Source organism: Pelovirga terrestris, assembly GCF_014773365.1.
Lineage (GTDB): Bacteria > Desulfobacterota > Desulfuromonadia > Desulfuromonadales > Geopsychrobacteraceae > Pelovirga > Pelovirga terrestris.
Window position 1 is genome coordinate 161,297 of record NZ_JACWUN010000005.1, and the last position, 17,251, is coordinate 178,547.

The following is a 17,251-nucleotide window of genomic DNA, read 5'->3' on the forward strand; positions in this document are numbered from 1 at the left end:
TTTTTCTGTTTGAGGCCGCAGCCCCGGTAACAAAGGGGATTTCTTCCCGCAAACTTAATTGTAGTGATTTTTCAATGCCGCGACCAGTTGCTGCGCCCGAGCGGCAGAAAAGCCGGGAACCTGTTGAACCTCGTCCACTCCCGCTGCGCGCAGGCGCTTGAGACTGCCAAAATACTTCAGCAACGCTGTGCGGCGGACCGGACCGATCCCGGGAATCTGATCGAGGCTGGAGCGCAACCCCTGCTTACTGCGCAGGGTACGATGGAAGCTGATAGCAAAGCGATGGGCTTCATCACGCAACCGTTCGAGCAAAAAGGCGGCGGCGGAACCGTGGCGAAAGGTCACGGGATTTTTTCGCCCGGGGAGAAAAAACCGTTCTTCGGAGCGCTCTACCACCTTGCCTTGAACATTTGACACTACCCGGCTTTTGGCAATCCCGACGACCCCGATCTGCCCTGACAACCCCATGCCGGTCATCACGTCGACCAGCACACCAAGTTGCCCCTTGCCGCCATCGATCAGAATCATATCCGGCAGACAACCCTCTGCCACCCCACGCTCCAGCCGGCGCTGTAACACTTCGTTCAGCGAGGCATAATCGTCAGCACCGACCACCGTTTTGATATGGTAGCGACGGTATTCCTGTTTGGCCGGTTCACCATCGATAAACACCACCATGCTACCGACCGCCAACTCTCCGTGCACATTGGAGATATCGAAGCACTCAATCCGCTGGGGAAAACGTGGCAGCCTTAACCGTTCCTGCAGTTCAACCAGCAGGTTTTTGCGCGCCTGTTTGCGCTGCCCACGCTGGCGATAGGACTCTTCAGCGTTGCGCTGCGCAAGTTCGCGCAGCCGCCGCTTTTCACCACGCTCAGGGGTCAGTAAGCGCACCCTTTTTCCGCGCTTTTCACTCAACCACTCAGCCAGCAGTGCGGAACTTTCCAGGGGAAAGGGAAGAATCAGCTGATCGGGGACAATAACCTCGCGGGCATAAAAATCGAGCAGAAATCCGTGCAACAACTCAGGCAGATCAAGCACCCACTCAAGCAAGAAGCTGCGACGTCCGATCAGTTTGCCATTGCGCACAAACAGCAGGGTAACTTCAACCTCACCGCCATCCTGATGCAGGCCGATCACGTCCTGATCTCCGCCGCCATGCTCGGTTACTTTTTGTTTTTCGACACTTTGCTGAATCAGGCGAATCTGATCACGTAGCAGCGCCGCCTGTTCGTAATCCATAGTCTCGGCTGCGGCCGCCATCCGTTGGCGTAAGGACGCAATCACCTCAGATTCCCGCCCCTCCAGTAATTGGATGACGCCATCCACCAGGCGCCGGTAATCTGATCGGCTGATTTTGCCGTGGCAAGGAGCGCTGCATTGCCCGATCTGGTAAAACAGGCAGGGACGTTGACGCTGACGACAACGCTCGATCGGGGCATGACGCAAGGGGAAAATGCGGTAAATCTGCCTTAAGGTTTCGCGGATAGCTGCGGCAGAGGAATAGGGGCCAAAATAGTGGGCGCCGTCATTTTTTACCTGCCTCACCACCTGCATGACAGGGAACTCTTCGCGCAGGTCGATACGTACTGAGACATAGGTTTTATCATCACGCAGTTCAATATTGTAACGTGGTCGATGCTGCTTGATCAGCGTATTTTCCAGCAGCAGGGCCTCTTTTTCCGTATCGGTAACGATCACCTCGATGCCCTGGACCTTCTTCATCAGCAAAGGAATCTGCTGACGACCGTCCCCTTTTGCGGAAAAGTAGGAGCGCAGGCGTGAGCGCAGCCGCCGCGCTTTGCCGATATAGAGAATGGTCCCATCGCCGGCAAGCATCTGATAAATGCCGGGAGCCTGAGGGTAATTTTTCAGGTCTGGGGTAAACATCGATTTTCCCGGTTCCGACAGCAAAAAACCACGGCAACACTAATGGCCCGAATAAAATACACAGGTCAGTATACTATTAATCATATCAACTGTGTTATATTTTGTCCTGGACAAATAACCCAACCAGCAACAGGAGCCCACGATGACCCTCAACGAGTACTTCTCAACATCCCAGGGAATCGGTATCTTATCAACCGCCGACAATCTGGGCAATGTCACCAGCGCCATTTATGCCCGACCAAGGGTCCTGGCTGACGGCACATTGGTATGTTTGATGCGGGAACGACTGTCATACCAGAATATCTGTACCAATCCCCATGCAACCTATATGTTCATTGAATCCGCTGCAGGCTATCAGGGGGTTCGCTTATATCTGCATAAAATTGACGAAATGAACGACCCACAAATGGCGCAGCAGATGACCCGTAAAAGCCTGACCGCAAGACAGGACCAGGAAAAAGGTCCGAAGCATCTGGTTCGTTTCAGGGTTGAAAAATCACTGGCCCTGATCGGAGCACAAGAACGCCGGTTTACTGATTCTTGAAGGTTTTATTGTAAAAAACTCTTGTGTCAATTGCCAAGCCCGCTACCCTGGGGGTATAATCATCAGCGACAAGAAAAACCAACCCATCAAAGGAGACCGTTATGTCTGAAACTGTATGTCATTGCATGGATGTCGATCGTGACACCATCGTGAAAGCGATCAAGGAACAAAACCTCACCAGCGTTGAAGAAGTTCAGGAGGCCACCAACGCCGGCACCGGCTGTGGTGGCTGTGTTCCGGACATTGAGGCCCTGCTGGCTGAAAACAAGTAGCACCCTGGCCCGCCACAATTCAAACAAGAGCCCCAGCCTTGCAGCTTCACGCTAGGACGTTGGGGCTTTTGTCTTTTCTAAGTTCTTGCGACTTTGCCGGCAAAACCTTCTGCAACCACCTGCGTTCGAATTTTTCTGGAACTGGCAGCGGCGCCTGTTATATCATGCCGCTCCACCAGCATTCTGATGATTCCTTTTCCTTATTGCAGGTCGATCATGCTCCGGGATAAACCATGAATCCAAACCCCTTCTGGCAAAATATTTTCCGCAATCAGGCTAACAAGCAGACCCTGGCTTATTTCTTAAGTCAGGTACCGATGTTCTCCAAACTCAGCCGGCGGGAACTTAAGTTCCTTGAAAAAATTGTTCACATCCGCAATTTCGAGGCGGATGAAATGATTTTTTCGGCAGGGGATATCGGCTCGGGCATGTACATTATCCGTTCCGGCCAGGTGCAAATTTTCTCTATTGACACCAACGGCAAGGAGGTTGAACAGGCGATTCTTGAACCGGGCGATTTCTTTGGCGAGGTCGCCCTGACCGGGACCCGTCCCCGTACGGCAGGGGCCCGGGCGACAACCGCCTCGTCCCTGATGGGCCTGTTCCGTTCCGACATTCTCGAAGCGACCCTGCGCCATCCGGCACCAACCGCAAAAATTCTGTTTGGACTAAACCGCGTTCTTGCCGACCGCCTTCACCAGTGCAGCCAGCAACTCGAACTGCTGCAGGCCGGGGCCACAACTCCCGAGGAACCGCACAATGAGTGATTCTACCGGCTTCAGACGTGCCCAGGTCGCAGTGATGTACCTGGTTCTGACCACGGCAATCGCCTCGGGAATAGCCATCTATTCGTCTGCTACCACCTTTACCAGCCTGTTACAAACAGCGACTGCCGGATTGTTCCTGCCGATTCTGCTGGCCCTGATCGTTGCCTTCATGCTTGAACCACTGGTAAGCCTGATTGAAAATCGTGGTGTCCACCGAACCTTCGCCATCTTTATCATCTATCTGCTGTTTTCCGCAGCAGTGATCCTGCTGCTGCTGCTCATCGGCCCACCTAACTGGCGTGGCATGATGCAAGCGCTCAAAGCCGATGTACCGCGCTATATCAGTTTTGCCATCGTCTATCTGACCGGCTTGCTCGAACTGGCGCAGCAGCATTTCCCCTTTATCGCCCATTACAATCTGGGTGATCATTTGCGCAATTTCTCCCAGGAGCTGATCGGTGCTATTCTGGTACAGACCCCGCGCTCGGCCATGCGCATTGGCAGCCTGCTGATTCTGGTACCACTGTTCTCCTTCTTTTTTCTGCGTGACAGTCGTCGGATCATGCGCGGGCTGATTTCCCTTACCCCCAATCGTTATTTTGAAATGGTGCTGGATATCTACGCCCACGTCAGCTGGCAACTGTCCCATTTTATCCGCGGCAGAGTCATTGAAGCCATTATTATCGGGCTGGTGGTCTGGGTCGGGCTGGCGCTCACCGATATCCGCTATGCCCCCATTCTTGCTGTGGTTGCCGGGATTACCAACCTGGTTCCCTATGTCGGCCCGATTTTTGGCATGCTGCCGGGAATCACTATCGCTCTGGTTGATCTGGGTGTTGGTCCCCAGTTCTGGTGGATTCTGTGTGTTTATATTCTGATCGCCCAGATCATCGTCGACAATATGATCCTGATTCCCATCCTGATCTCCAAGGTATCCAATCTGCACCCCCTGTGGGTCATTCTGGCAATCATTATGGGGGGGAAACTCTACGGTATCCTGGGAATGATTATCGGTGTCCCCATCGCCAGTATCATTAACATCATCATTCTCGAAATCCGCCAGTACCGGCGCACCTTTAACCTCTATAACCGCTACTTTTCCAGCCGCGGAAAGATGCTTTGACGATGTTCCATACCCAACAGCAACCGCTGACTTGCCAAAACGATCGTACCGATCAAGGTAGAGCACAGTATTTCTTGCGAAAAACGGACAATAAAAAAACTAGTTACCGCCCAACTCGCGCGAGCGAGCCGCCGACGCTGAAACGGCCTCCATCAGTGTCGTACGCAAACCATTTTTTTCCAGAGTGCTGACACCGGTAATGGCCGTGCCGCCGGGGGAACAGACCTGATCGCGTAAGATGGCCGGGTGCTCTTTGGTCTCTCGTACCATCAGCGCCGCCCCGACCACCGTTTGAACTGCCAGGGCATGCGCCACTTCACGACGCAACCCTTCCCGTACCCCGCCATCGGCAAGGGCCTCGATCACGGTATAGATATAAGCAGGCCCGGATCCGGACAAGCCGGTTGCCGCATCCATCTGACGCTCATCGATCAACTGTACCATACCGACACTCTCAAACAGTTCGCGGACAATCTGCAAGTCCTCGTTGGTGGCATGGGTACCGCGGCAAATGGTACTAGCCGCTTCACCGACCAACGCCGGGGTGTTCGGCATAACCCGCACGACCCGTGGCGACCCGGCGAACTGTCTTTCGATACTGGTACAGGTTACCCCGGCCAGGATCGATACCATCAACTTATGGTCATTCCAGATCGAGGCAATCTCAATAAGCACTTCGTCGACAATTTGCGGCTTGATTGCCAGGACGACAATCTCACAGGAACCTACCAGCTGCAGATTGTCGGCCATCACCGTCACTCCGAAAACCTCATCTAAGTGCTTGCGCCGGTGTTCAAGGGGTTCCGATACCACGAGTTTGTCAGCTGGATAATTCCCTGCCAAAAGCCCTTTGATTAAAGCTTCGGCCATGTTGCCGCCACCAATAAATCCAATTTTACAAACATTTGTCATCACGATTTTCCTTTTTTTATTTTCGCTGATTGTTTTAAATAATCGACCCTGCTGTTTGCTCTTGAAGACACCATTGTTTAACATAGTGAATAGAAAAAAGCAGCCAGACAAACAAAGGTCATTATTTCGGGACAGGAGACCAGAATGACGTTAAGCGAACTGATAAACTTCGATGGACAAAACGGCAAACCGGCCTATGTCGCGGTAAGTGGCATAATTTACGATGTCAGCAGCAGCAAACACTGGCAGCAGGGGAACCACGAAGGAGCACATCAGGCCGGTCAGGATCTCACTGAAGAATTGAAGACCGCTCCCCATGTCCGTTCGGTCATTGAACGCTTTCCCGTGGTTGGACAACTCACAAGCGCAGAGACCGCCCGGCAACCAGGGAGGAAATTGCCGGTGGTTGCAGTGGTTGCAGGTGTTGTCGTTGTTTTGCTCCTGGTGCTGATGTTATTACGTTGACCAAAATAAGAGAGGCGGCTTACCGATCCTGAGCCAAAAGACTTGCAATCGTTGCCGGTAATTTGAAGAAGATATCGGTTTTGGCGAGCACAGCTTTGATGTTGGTTGCAGCAATCCCCTCCTCCGCCATGGTTAACAGGTAGCCCGAGCATAGAATGATCGGCAACTGCGGGGCCAGCTTAAACAACTGCTGCGCTAATTCGATACCTGTCATGCCCGGCATCGACTCGTCGGTCACAACCAGATCAACCTGTTGCCCATGCTGCGCAAACAAGTCAAGGGCCTCGCGAGCGCCGGCAGCACAAACCACCTCGTAGCCTTCTTCAACCAGCAGATCTTCGCCCAGGGCCTGTAACGCCGGTTCATCGTCAACAAACAGGACCTTGATGGATGGGAGTGGAATACTCATCTACGACCTTGTTCCTTCACGAAGATATCTCAACATATCGCACATTAAAATTTCCAAGTGATTGTTCCCTAACCCTATCACAACAAAAGCCCTGCGCAACAAAATTTACCTTACTCATAGCAAAAAACGATTTTCTCCGTTTAACCCTTGCCAACCAGAAAGAAAATTAATAGAATTAAATCCTTGGCACGTCAGACTGCAACACTATGGAGGCATGATCTATGGCAAGAGTAGTTGAAAATCCCGACCTGGCCTTTCGTCTGGCCAGAGCGATTGTTTCCGATATCGCCCTGTACAACCAGGATAAGGTAGCCGAAGGAATCAAAGGTGACAATATCTTCGAACTGATGAATGCCGAGCTGGAAGAAGGGCGCGAACATTTCTACTCGCGTGTTTCGGCTGATATTGCTAATCGTGACCACCTCTATGAGCGTGCCATTGTTGATGTCATGATCAAACAGGCCGGGAAAATTGAGAGCCAGATCTGGTAAATGACCCTGTCCCGGCAGCTGGTGTTCCCCTATGATGCCCCTGCGCAGCGCATTGATGCGTTTCTGGCCGACGTCCTGCCCGATATCAGCCGGGCACAACTTAAAAAACTTATCGACCATCAGCAGGTTACCTGCGATGGCGCGGCAACCAAAGCCGGCGTCAAACTTAAAGGTGGTGAAACCATTGAGGTTTTGCTGCCGCCACCAGAGCCGAGCACAGCTCTGGCGGAAGATATCCCCCTGCATGTCCTCTACGAAGATCAGGATCTGATCGTCATCAACAAACCCGCCGGCATGGTGGTCCATCCGGCTACAGGAAACGTTCACGGCACCCTGGTCAACGCTCTGCTTCATCATTGCGACGATCTTGCCGGTATTGGCGGCACCCTGCGCCCCGGCATAGTACATCGTATCGACAAGGATACCTCCGGGGTTCTGGTCGTCACCAAAAATGATCAGGCCCATCAGCATCTAGCCGAACAATTTCATCAGCACAGCATCAAGCGCGAGTATCTCGCCCTGATCCACGGTCACTTGCCAACCCGCAAGGGGACCATCGATCAACCTCTGGGGCGCCATCCGGTTCAGCGAAAAAAATTCAGCACGAAAGCCAGACACAGCAAACGAGCGGTCACACACTGGTACGTTGTCACAAATTTTTCGAATGAAAAGTTCAGCCTGATCCGCCTGCAACTGGAAACCGGACGAACTCATCAGATTCGTGTTCATTTGAGCGAATCCGGCCACCCCCTGGTAGGTGACCCGCTCTATGGCCGGCGTTCGGAGCTTCATCATATCAAGGATCAACAGTTACGCACCTTGATCCGCCAGCTCCCAGGTCAGGCCCTGCACGCCCACACCCTCGGATTTATTCACCCACGCACCGGTGAATATCTCGAATTTAGCAGTGACATCCCGGCGCCACTGCGTCATATTATCGCCTATCTGGAACAGAGTGGGTCAAGCCACGAAACCGACTACCCGATCTGATCTGTACCACCATCATCTTGCTATGGAGTTGTTGTAATGAAACTGGTCCGCACCGGGAAAATATCCTATCTGCAACCTGCCGCGCTGGCTACCGGATTAACCGCGGGATTCAGCACCCGTAACGGTGGGGTCAGCCGTCCCCCTTATCACTCCCTGAATCTGGGCACCAACACCGATGATATAAAAGCGCATGTCGAAGGTAACCGCTCGACCCTGGTCCGCGCATTCGACCTTCCGTTACATCAACTGCTGACGGTTAAGCAGGTTCATGGCAATGATCTGTTGCTGATCGACGAAGCCAATCTCGACTTGAGCCATTTCGCCCGGGTCGAGGTCGATGCGATAGTCACCAATCAACCCGGTATCATGATCGGCATTCTTACCGCGGACTGTTATCCCTTACTGTTATGGAACAAACAGCAGACGGTTATTGCTGCCATCCACATCGGCTGGCGCGGAGCGGCCGGCAGCCTGATTTACAAAACGATCAAGGCAATGACAACCCATTTTGACTGCATACCCGCAGATCTGGTCGCTGCCATTGGACCCGGTATCGGTGCCGACAACTATGAAGTCGACCGCCCGGTGCGGGAGGCTTTTCGCCAGGGGAGTGGATTCTGGAATGAAATCAGCCGGGAAACCAGCCTCGGGCACTGGCACCTCAACCTCGCCCGCAGTTGCCGTTTACAACTGGAACAGGCCGGTCTGAAACCTGATAACATCGAAGAATCAGGACACTGCACCCTGACCCAGGCAGAAATGTTTTTCTCGTACCGCCGCGATCAAGGTATAACCGGTCGCCAGCTCGGCTTTATCATGCTAAACCGATAGCGTGACCAGAAAAATCAGGACAAAGGCGTGAAAACAAGTGGATTTTTATCTGGATATTGATGAGCAGCAAATCCGCCGGGAACGCGAAAAAGCGCGGGAACTGCGCCAGCAGGGGTGGTGGAAGAACCGCATCGCTACCGGCATCTGTCACTATTGCGGCCGACAATTTGCCCCGAAAGAACTCACCCTCGACCATATTGTCCCCATTACCCGCGGCGGCCGCAGTACCAAGGGCAACTGCGTTCCCGCGTGCAAAGAATGTAACAACCAGAAGAAGGACCTGTTACCGCTGGAATGGAAAGAGTATCTGGGAAAGTAGGATGACATAATTCCGATTAGACTAATCGGTATTATGACCCCCCTATTGCTCCTCTTTTCCCATCCCCACACCAGCAATCTGTTGTCCACAGTCAGGACAGCGACTCTCTCTACCAATCCGGTTGTTTCTAAGGTCGTAGCCACGACGCTGAATCAGCGTTGCTCCGCACCCGGGACAAAGGGTACTGTTATCAACTCCGAGGTTGCCGGCATAAACATGCATCAATCCGGCTGTCCGACCAATCTCCACCGCCTGATTGATGGTGGCCGACGGGGTTGACGGGAGGTGATTCAGTTGATATTGGGGATAGAAGCGGCTGACATGCCAGGGGGTAGCTGCACCTAATTCGGTGACGATAAATTCGGCCAGTTCTTTGAGTTCCTGCAGATCATCATTGATCCCGGGAATGATCAGGGTGGTAACTTCGAGCCAGATACCAAGGGTGTGCAGTTTTTTCAGGCTGTCAAGAACCGGCTGTAAACGGGCGCCCGCATACTTGCGGTAGGTTGTATCACGAAAGGATTTGAGGTCGATGTTGGCGGCATCCAGGTACGGCTGAACCAGATCAAGCATCTCTGCTGTCATATAGCCGTTACTGACATAGACATTGGCCAGGCCGGCATCATGGGCCAGACGGGCCGTGTCGAGGCTGTACTCGAAAAAGATCGTCGGTTCGGTATAGGTGTAGGCGATGGAATGACTGTCGCTCTGTTGAGCGGCAACGACAATCTGCTCAGGCGTCATAGCATCCCCCACCGGAAATTTCACGTCGCGCGGTACCTGGGAGATCCCGGCATTCTGACACCAGTGACAGTGCATGTTGCAGCCGGGGGTCGCGATGGAGAGGGAGCGACTGCCGGGATAAAAATGGTACAGGGGCTTTTTCTCGATCGGATCAACATGGTGAGCAATGGTGTGCCCGTAAACCAGGGAATAGAGTATGCCATCACGATTTTCGCGCACCCCGCAACGACCCCGCTCGCCACAGTTAATCACGCAGAAGTGGGCACACAGACGGCAGGCGACCTGATGGTTTTCCCGGTTATCGTACAGCAGGGCCTCTTTCATAGCCTTAGCTGTTCTGCAGCCAGGCAAACAGCACCACCATCACCATAATAAGCACCCCGGTCACCCAGGCCAGCAGATTGGCAAACAAAAGTCTCATCCACTTACTCCTTAAGGGTCGATTATACCATATCAAACAATTCCGAATGGATCCGCGCCAGCGGCACCCCGCCCTGATGCAGAAGTTTCTCGGTCAGTTCGATCATTTTTACCGGTCCGCAGATCAGGTAAGACTGTTCCGGGTCTGCCAGCGGCACTCTTCGTTGTAATAGATCGGCAGTCACCAGCCCGGATTCACCTTCCCAATTCGGGGGCGGGTCCTTCAACAGCCAGATAATTTCCAGGTCAAGGCGCTCTTCCAGCTCCTGCAGCTCATCCCGAAAGGTCAACCGATCCCAGGTATTATAAGCATAGAGCAGCTTGAGTGGGCGCTTTTCCCGGCGATCAGCAAAGGTTCGCAGCACTGACATCATCGGTGCGATGCCGATTCCCCCGGCAATCAGGACAAAGCCACCGGCCGTCATCCGATCCGGGCTGAAAGCACCGTAAGGGCCATCAATATAGGCGATCTGTCCGGGCTTTACCTGCTTGATCGTGCTACTGAAATCACCCAGTTCCTTGATGGTGAAGGTCAGGGCTGGAACCTTCTCGGCACTGCCGGCAAAGGAAAAGGGGTGTTCCTTCAAGGCAAAGGGGGAACTGCCCAGGGTCAGCCAGGCAAATTGTCCCGGCTGGAAGCGTAAGCCCGCATGACCATCCGGCTCGAGGGTCAAACTCCAACTGTCCGCTTTTTCCTCTTTGACCTCAACCACGCGGTAGGGGTGGCGCAACTGCTGCAACGGCTTATACAGCCGCACATACACCAGCAGCAGCAACCACGACAGGGAAAAGGTACCCCACAATTGTTTGCGCCAGGGCGTGTCGACATAATGGCCGACACCCAGCACATGCCAGATCGCCAGCCCCAGGGCGAGTACCGCCAGCAGCGCATGAAGAACCCGCCAGAGATCATAATCGAGGGCTAGTTGTTTGCGCCAGATCGATGTTGCCACCAGCGCCAGCAGCGCCAGGGTAGAGACAACCGCGCCCCAGAGATGGGCGGGGGCCACCCCCGGTTTGAAGAGATCGAAAAGCTGTGGTTTGAGAATCAGCAGAATGATCGGGTGGGCGACAATAAAAAGAACGGCGATCAACGCCACCTGGCGGTGAAAATAGTAGATAATATCGATGCCGAAGGGCGCTGAGGCCCGACGAAACCGGGCCGTTTGCAGAAACAGCATTCCCATCATAGCGGTGCCGGCAAAACCCAGCCCCAGGGAGACATCCCACCAGAAACCATTACCGGGGGGGACCGGCTCGATCAACAGGATCGCCAGGGGGGCCAGGATCAACAGCAGATACACCCCGATCCAGAATGCGCCTTTTGCTACGTAGCTCATCGTCTAGTCCTTTGTTTCCTCCTGGAGCGCCGGCAGGCCGATCATGTATCGGTAAAGCTTAAGGTATTCCTGGGCAGATGGCAGCCAGCTGAAATCCTGCCTCATGCCACGCTTAACCAGCTTGGTCCAGGTTGGGGGCTGCTGGTAATAGTGCAAGGCCCGATCAATGGTAGCCAGCAACAGCCAGGGGTCAGAATGATCGAAAACAAAACCGTTACCGACGGCGGGATGCTCGTCAATATCAACGACCGTGTCGGCCAGCCCACCGGTACGACGCACCAGAGGCAAGGCGCCGTACTTCAGGGCAATCATCTGGGTCAGACCGCAGGGTTCATATAAACTCGGCACCAGCAAGAGATCAGCCGCCGCGTATAGACGGCGCGACAGTCCTTCGTTAAATGTCAGATTGATCGACACCTGACCGGAGTTTGAACCCTGGCGTTCCTGCCAGAACCGCATATTTTCTGGGGTCCCTGAGCCGAGCAGGCAAAACTGCAAGGGGCGCTCGAGCAGTTGCGGCCAGATGGTCTCAATCAGGTTAATCCCCTTCTGGCGATCGAGACGACTGATCACCACCACCAGCGGCACATCGGCGCGCACCTCAAGCCCCAACTCCTGCTGCAGCAAAGCTTTGCATTTCTGCTTGTTCTTGAGCTGCCGCGAACTGTAGTTATGCGGCAGCGCTGCATCCTGGGCGGGATTCCAGACCCGCTCATCAAGGCCATTGAGGATGCCGTGGAGATGCGCACTGCGCTCGCGCAACAGACCATCGAGGCCGTAGCCCTGCTCTACCGTCTGAATTTCGCGACAGTAGGTCGGCGACACCGTGTTGACCAGATCGGAAAAAACAATCCCCCCTTTGAGCAGCGACAGATTACCGTAATATTCCAGTGCCGCCGGGCTGGTCAGTTCACCCGGCAGCTCAAGTTGCCGCAGCAAGGAGAAGGGGAACGTGCCGTGGTAACCCAGATTATGAACCGTCAGCAGGGTCCTGGTATGGGCAAAGAACGGATCGCTGATATAGCTGGTCTTCAGCAACACCGGCACCAGCCCGGTCTGCCAGTCATGCAGATGGATGATATCCGGAGGAAACTTCAGGGTTCTGGCCAGTTCCAGCAGCGCCCGGCAGAAAAATCCAAAACGCATGCCATTGTCGGGGTAATCACCATCAGGACCGGAGTAGAGTCCATCGCGCTGGTACAGATCCGGGGTATCGATAAACCAGTAGGGTACGCCATCGTAAACCGCCTGTTTCAGGCTGGCGCGGCGGGGCACCCCTGCCATGACAATTTCAACACTCTGCGGCGCCTTGCGTGGAATCGCCGGCGCTTTGTCGATCTGCGGATAAGCAGGGATGACCACCTGGACATCGTGACCGAGCAAGCGCAGGGCACGTGGCAACGAACCGGCGACATCAGCCAACCCCCCCGATTTGGCAAAGGGGGTCGCTTCGGAGGCAACAAAGAGGATTTTCAAACCACCAGCTTGGGCCGGCAACGGCTTCTCCAATGGTGGACGCGGATCAAGTTGTGCCAGCAACTGGTCAACGCGATAGCCGACCCTGGTCGCCTGACGTTGTAATCCGGCAATGACCCGCAGCAACTCAATGGTGCTATCAATCATGACCTTCGGTTCTGTCGTGATCCGGTCCCCTTGACGGAACAGCTGGTAGCTGAGCAGGACCAGACAGAAACGCTCCAGATCCTGATGAACACACCAGTCGCTGAAATCGTAGTAGTGGCAACCGAGTAATGGCCGCAGGGGATAGCGGTTGCAGATCCGGTCAAACAGCTGGAACCAGCCATCCGCCGTAGCAGCACGATCAAGGTACCAGGCCAGCTCGCCATAACCTTCCTGCTGCCGGGGCAGATCAGGATAACGCCCGCGCGTCAGCACTTCGAGGACATAGTCCGGCGGCATATCGGCAAGGGGTGAAGCCGTATAGGTGGACACCAGTTCGGTCAGTAGCTGGCGGATCTGCCGGCGCGCCCGCTGGGGCTGAGGCAGCGCAAGCAGGTCACTTAGCAGCGGCCAGCTTTTTTCAAGCAACAGGCCATCATGCTCGAGCCACAGGTGACGCACACCACGATCACCGTGCTGCTGCCACAGGCGCTGCCAGCGCCCATCCTCGTCCCGGCGTGGGACAAAGCTGCCAATCACCCGAACACTGTAGGGCGCCAGGGTAAAGGCTCCCCCCCGGCGCAGGGAAGCAGAAGGTTGCAGATACTGGAAGTTGTCGATCAGATCGTTCAGCACGACAAAATCGCTGCGGCAATCAATCGCACAGGCATCAACGACATCGCGTCCGGCGCGTCCGGCCATGGTGACCGGGGCCGCGATGCGACCGGTAATGCTCTTGTCCGAGTTATTACAGATCACCAGCACCCGGCGCTGATCAAGCTGATTGCTGTAAACAAACACATCCTCTTCGACCCCGTAAACCGATTCAAAATCGTACAACTGAAAGGCGTCCGCGCCGCTGAACAGGGCACGTTGACGCAGCAGGGGAAAGATACTCAGCCGATGACGCTCAAGTAACGGTTTGTCGACCGGTTCGTCCCAACGCGGGGCCAGATACTCCATCCCGTATTTCTCACGCAGCCCTTCAATCTGACCATGACCGAACATGGGCAGGCCGGGCATGGTGGCGAGCATGGTAGCGACACAGAAGTATTTGTCGCCATCACCAAACTGCTCAATCGCCGGTTCTTCATCAGGGTTGCTCATGAAATTGACAAAGCGCTGGAGGATCGCCGGGTCAAACACCAGGATATTCTTGATGGTCTGGCGGTACTTGGCGTTTTCTTCCTGCATCAGCATATTCATGAAGGCGCTGTTGTAGACCCGGTGCATCCCCAGGGTGCGAACAAAATACCCTTCCATCAGCCAGAAGGCTTCGGCCACCAGCAGGGTATCGGGAGCTTCAAGCTGCACCCGATCCACCAGTTCACGCCAGAATTCAATGGGAAAATAGTGATTGAAGTCCTGCTGACTCAGGGCGTGATCGCTGCGTGACGGCACCCCGCCGGCAGACCCCGGCAACGGGTACCAGAGACGCTGAAAGTGGCGCTTGGCCAGGGTCATGGCGGCGTCGAAACGGATAATGCGAAAACGCCTGGCCACCCGGATGATCAGCTGAATCATCGCCTCACGCATCTGCGGAAGCAGGTAGTTGAGCTGTACCGTATCATTCCACGGCAGATGGGTACCGTCGTTGCCGTGGTAGATGTAGCGCACCTCGCCGCTCTGACGGTGCTGGTAACGACAGACAACCGCAGCCTCAGAGTGGTCGTAATAACCATCTTCAATCTGAATGCTGTAATCCGGGCTGCTGCTCAAATCGGGGCCGGTGAAGCGATAACCGGGATAGGGGGAATAGGATAACTGGACAAACCAGTCGGGGTGCTCACGCAGCCAGGTCGACTCAATTCCGGTGTGGTTGGTAACCACGTCACAAGCCAGATCGAGCCCGCGCTGCAGGCAGCGATGACGCAGTTGCTCAAACGCCGGCTCGCCACCGAGCTTATCATCGATGACATAATCGTCAATGGCATAAGCCGAAGCGGCAACATCCTGTTGGCCGCAGAGATTTTTTACCTTCAGGGAAGCCTGGGACCGTTTCCAGATACCGATCAACCAGAGGCTGGTAAAACCGTATTCAACCAACGCATCAAGTTCCTCATCGGGAATCCGGTCAAGGGTATAAATCGGTCGTTGATAGCGTCGTGACAGTTGCTCGAGCCAAACGTAGGTGGATTTGGCGAGCAGCACTGCCCGCGGCATCCAGGCCAGGTCGGCGGTAAAACCGGCGTATTCATGGTCACCAAAGGTGGCCGGATCAAGCGGCGTGGTATCCGGCGGTCCGGGAAACCCGGGCTTGTGCCCTTCCACCTCAAACTGCTGGATCGCGGTACTAATCCGCGCCAGCAGTTCCGCCGGCAACAGATCCGCCCAGAGATCACGCAGCAACTGCACCTGGGCATAGAGGTCCTTGCCTTTACGCAAGGGTTCGAGCAACCGCGCCAGCAAGGTCTGCGGCTGGGCGGCGTAGCCATCATCGAGGGTCGGCAGGGCCTGATCAAGTAAGATCAATTGTTGCTCGTAGGCGCTGATCCGGCGCAACTGCAGCTCCTCTTCGGCAAACAGGGAACGTGCGCCGATTAAGGCCGGATTGTGACTCTGAACATAAAGCAGCACCAACTCCAGCAACAGATCCAGCCATTCACCACGGTCACCCAGTTGCTCTACATAGGTAGCTGGATCCACCGACTCCAACTGCAGGGGCAACGCCGGGAAAAAACCGAAAAATGAGGTGAAGCTGGTCTTCAGTGCCGGCATGGGCAGCTGACGGTCACCAATCTCCATGGCATTTTTGGTCAAGCGACAGCCACGGCGGCGTAAAAAATCGGTCGCCACCTCACGCAGGATCTGATTCAGGGTTGCCAACAGCTCCAGCTCCGCGGCAGTGATGCCTTGCGCTGACTGAGCGCGCAGGTGGTCAGCGAGGAGGTGACGCATAAAGGTGCGCCCCGGCAGCTGGTCGTGGCGGAAGTAACTGGTCAGATTGATGGCATCCCAGACCTTACGGCTGCAGTGAAGGTCAAGGGGATAGTGACGTTGTGAAAAGGATGGTCCTGTCATCTTCTATAGTCCTGGCTCGGCACTGCGCAAAAATTCGGCGGCTTCCTCCGGCGGGGTCGGGTTAATGTGAAAGCCGGAGCCCCACTCAAACCCGGTCAACCTGGTCAATTTAGGGGCCAGCTCGATATGCCAGTGATAATCAAAGGGGAGAGATTCCCAGTAATCGGGGCGTCCCATGCGTGGATGGCGAGGTGGTGAACTGTGCAGAATCAACGAATAAGCCGGATCGCGCAGGGCAGTGCGCAGCCGCTGCAGGATATCACGCAGGGTACGCGCCAGCAGGCGCAGCTGCTGGTCACTCTGCTGGGCAAAGTCGTGATGATGGGCCAGAGGCGCAATCATCAACTCAAACGGAAAACGCGAAGCATAGGGTGCATACACCAGAAAATTACCATCATCACGCACAATTCGGGATTTATGCTGTTGTTCCTGACGGATCAGGTCACACACCAGACAACGCTCTTTTTGCTGAAAATGTTTGCGGCATTGTTCCAGTTCATGGGAAATCAGGGGCGGCATCAAGGGGACCGCCATCAGCTGGGAATGAGCGTGGGAAATAGTGGATGAGGTTCCCACCCCATGATTTTTGAAGATAAAGATATAGCGAAAACGGCTGTCCTTACGCAGATCGAGCATACGTGAGCGATAGGCTTTGAGCACCTCGGCGATCTGGACTTCGCTCAAATCCGCAAGGGTTTTACCATGATCCGGGGTCTCGACGATCAGTTCGTGGGCGCCAATCCCGTTCATTCGGTCATAGAGCCCTTCTGCCCGGTTCTCAAGCTCACCTTCAATACGCAGCGCCGGGAACTTGTTGGGGATCACCCGTACCTGCCAGCCCGGCTCGTTGGGGGCGCTGCCCTGGGGACGGCAGGCCATAATTTCCGGTGGCGTGCGCCCTTCGTGGCCGCTGCATAACGGACAGTTATCCTCCGGCATCTGCAGCCGCTGATAATCAGAACCTTCCGGCGCACAATCCTCCTGGCGTTTCTGGAGGAATTCCTGCGGGCGACGACTGTGCCCCAGGGTCATGATCACCCAGCTATTTTTCAATGGATCCCAACGCAACTCAGACAAGGTATCTATCCTTTCA

Annotated in this window: 16 protein-coding genes; 9 read left to right on the forward strand and 7 right to left on the reverse strand. The window is 54.8% G+C overall.

Going from position 1 to position 17,251, the window contains the following annotated elements; all coding sequences use genetic code 11:
* Positions 1–54: 54 nt before the first annotated feature.
* A complete protein-coding gene (uvrC, locus tag ICT70_RS06195) occupies positions 55–1,890 on the reverse strand; it encodes an excinuclease ABC subunit UvrC (RefSeq protein ID WP_191154524.1) in 1,836 nt (611 codons plus the stop codon).
* A gap of 142 nt (positions 1,891–2,032) precedes the next feature.
* Between uvrC and ICT70_RS06200 the strand changes: the two genes are divergently transcribed.
* The 4 genes from ICT70_RS06200 (at position 2,033) to ICT70_RS06215 (ending at position 4,596) form a co-directional block, all read left to right on the forward strand.
* Positions 2,033–2,434 (forward strand): pyridoxamine 5'-phosphate oxidase family protein, encoded by a 402-nt coding sequence (locus ICT70_RS06200; RefSeq protein ID WP_191154525.1) that lies wholly within the window; start codon positions 2,033–2,035, stop codon positions 2,432–2,434.
* 101 nt (positions 2,435–2,535) lie between these two features.
* Entirely contained in the window at positions 2,536–2,706 is a 171-nt protein-coding gene (locus ICT70_RS06205; protein ID WP_191154526.1) for a (2Fe-2S)-binding protein, read from the forward strand.
* 233 nt (positions 2,707–2,939) lie between these two features.
* Positions 2,940–3,473 (forward strand): Crp/Fnr family transcriptional regulator, encoded by a 534-nt coding sequence (locus tag ICT70_RS06210; RefSeq protein ID WP_191154527.1) that lies wholly within the window; start codon positions 2,940–2,942, stop codon positions 3,471–3,473.
* Entirely contained in the window at positions 3,466–4,596 is a 1,131-nt protein-coding gene (locus ICT70_RS06215) for an AI-2E family transporter (RefSeq protein WP_191154528.1), read from the forward strand. Before ICT70_RS06210 ends, ICT70_RS06215 begins: the two co-directional genes overlap by 8 nt.
* 99 nt (positions 4,597–4,695) lie before the next feature.
* Here ICT70_RS06215 and proC read toward each other — a convergent pair whose 3' ends face one another.
* Positions 4,696–5,508, reverse strand: coding sequence for a pyrroline-5-carboxylate reductase (proC, locus tag ICT70_RS06220; protein ID WP_191154529.1), 813 nt, complete (start codon positions 5,506–5,508; stop codon positions 4,696–4,698).
* Positions 5,509–5,652: 144 nt separating this feature from the next.
* Here proC and ICT70_RS06225 point away from each other — a divergent pair, with 144 nt between their 5' ends.
* Positions 5,653–5,973 (forward strand): cytochrome b5 domain-containing protein, encoded by a 321-nt coding sequence (locus ICT70_RS06225; protein WP_191154530.1) that lies wholly within the window; start codon positions 5,653–5,655, stop codon positions 5,971–5,973.
* 19 nt (positions 5,974–5,992) lie between these two features.
* Here the strand turns inward: ICT70_RS06225 and ICT70_RS06230 are convergent, their stop codons facing one another.
* The gene (locus ICT70_RS06230) at positions 5,993–6,382 is read right to left on the reverse strand and encodes a response regulator (protein WP_191154531.1); all 390 of its coding nucleotides are present in this window, start codon (positions 6,380–6,382) and stop codon (positions 5,993–5,995) included.
* A 221-nt stretch (positions 6,383–6,603) separates the two neighbouring features.
* Here ICT70_RS06230 and ICT70_RS06235 point away from each other — a divergent pair, with 221 nt between their 5' ends.
* From ICT70_RS06235 to ICT70_RS06250, 4 genes are read left to right on the forward strand one after another with little or no spacing between them, the layout of a single operon-like run.
* Positions 6,604–6,873: a hypothetical protein gene (locus tag ICT70_RS06235; RefSeq protein WP_191154533.1), complete on the forward strand. Its 270-nt coding sequence runs from the start codon at positions 6,604–6,606 to the stop codon at positions 6,871–6,873.
* Positions 6,874–7,863: an RluA family pseudouridine synthase gene (locus ICT70_RS06240; RefSeq protein ID WP_191154535.1), complete on the forward strand. Its 990-nt coding sequence runs from the start codon at positions 6,874–6,876 to the stop codon at positions 7,861–7,863.
* A gap of 36 nt (positions 7,864–7,899) precedes the next feature.
* A complete protein-coding gene (pgeF, locus tag ICT70_RS06245) occupies positions 7,900–8,694 on the forward strand; it encodes a peptidoglycan editing factor PgeF (RefSeq protein WP_191154537.1) in 795 nt (264 codons plus the stop codon).
* Positions 8,695–8,731: 37 nt separating this feature from the next.
* The gene (locus tag ICT70_RS06250; RefSeq protein ID WP_191154539.1) at positions 8,732–9,013 is read left to right on the forward strand and encodes an HNH endonuclease; all 282 of its coding nucleotides are present in this window, start codon (positions 8,732–8,734) and stop codon (positions 9,011–9,013) included.
* A gap of 42 nt (positions 9,014–9,055) precedes the next feature.
* On the opposite strand, the gene amrS is transcribed toward ICT70_RS06250, so the two are convergent.
* The 4 genes from amrS to ICT70_RS06270 form a co-directional block, all read right to left on the reverse strand.
* Positions 9,056–10,081, reverse strand: a complete 1,026-nt coding sequence (amrS, locus tag ICT70_RS06255) for an AmmeMemoRadiSam system radical SAM enzyme (protein ID WP_191154541.1) — start codon at positions 10,079–10,081, stop codon at positions 9,056–9,058.
* 119 nt (positions 10,082–10,200) lie between these two features.
* On the reverse strand, positions 10,201–11,517 hold the full coding sequence (locus ICT70_RS06260) for a ferredoxin reductase family protein (protein WP_191154543.1): 1,317 nt from the start codon (positions 11,515–11,517) through the stop codon (positions 10,201–10,203).
* Between the two features lie 3 nt (positions 11,518–11,520).
* The gene (gene glgA / locus ICT70_RS06265; RefSeq protein ID WP_191154545.1) at positions 11,521–16,158 is read right to left on the reverse strand and encodes a glycogen synthase GlgA; all 4,638 of its coding nucleotides are present in this window, start codon (positions 16,156–16,158) and stop codon (positions 11,521–11,523) included.
* A 3-nt stretch (positions 16,159–16,161) separates the two neighbouring features.
* A complete protein-coding gene (locus ICT70_RS06270; protein ID WP_191154547.1) occupies positions 16,162–17,235 on the reverse strand; it encodes a galactose-1-phosphate uridylyltransferase in 1,074 nt (357 codons plus the stop codon).
* Positions 17,236–17,251: the final 16 nt, after the last annotated feature.

Coding starts and splice junctions, on each gene's coding strand:
- ICT70_RS06210 (WP_191154527.1), top strand. CDS start 2,940: ATGAATCCAAACCCCTTCTGGCAAAATATTTTCCGCAATCAGGCTAAC.
- ICT70_RS06200 (WP_191154525.1), top strand. CDS start 2,033: ATGACCCTCAACGAGTACTTCTCAACATCCCAGGGAATCGGTATCTTA.
- pgeF (WP_191154537.1), top strand. CDS start 7,900: ATGAAACTGGTCCGCACCGGGAAAATATCCTATCTGCAACCTGCCGCG.
- ICT70_RS06215 (WP_191154528.1), top strand. CDS start 3,466: ATGAGTGATTCTACCGGCTTCAGACGTGCCCAGGTCGCAGTGATGTAC.
- ICT70_RS06230 (WP_191154531.1), bottom strand. CDS start 6,382: ATGAGTATTCCACTCCCATCCATCAAGGTCCTGTTTGTTGACGATGAA.
- amrS (WP_191154541.1), bottom strand. CDS start 10,081: ATGAAAGAGGCCCTGCTGTACGATAACCGGGAAAACCATCAGGTCGCC.
- ICT70_RS06205 (WP_191154526.1), top strand. CDS start 2,536: ATGTCTGAAACTGTATGTCATTGCATGGATGTCGATCGTGACACCATC.
- glgA (WP_191154545.1), bottom strand. CDS start 16,158: ATGACAGGACCATCCTTTTCACAACGTCACTATCCCCTTGACCTTCAC.
- ICT70_RS06225 (WP_191154530.1), top strand. CDS start 5,653: ATGACGTTAAGCGAACTGATAAACTTCGATGGACAAAACGGCAAACCG.
- uvrC (WP_191154524.1), bottom strand. CDS start 1,890: ATGTTTACCCCAGACCTGAAAAATTACCCTCAGGCTCCCGGCATTTAT.
- proC (WP_191154529.1), bottom strand. CDS start 5,508: ATGACAAATGTTTGTAAAATTGGATTTATTGGTGGCGGCAACATGGCC.
- ICT70_RS06235 (WP_191154533.1), top strand. CDS start 6,604: ATGGCAAGAGTAGTTGAAAATCCCGACCTGGCCTTTCGTCTGGCCAGA.
- ICT70_RS06260 (WP_191154543.1), bottom strand. CDS start 11,517: ATGAGCTACGTAGCAAAAGGCGCATTCTGGATCGGGGTGTATCTGCTG.
- ICT70_RS06240 (WP_191154535.1), top strand. CDS start 6,874: ATGACCCTGTCCCGGCAGCTGGTGTTCCCCTATGATGCCCCTGCGCAG.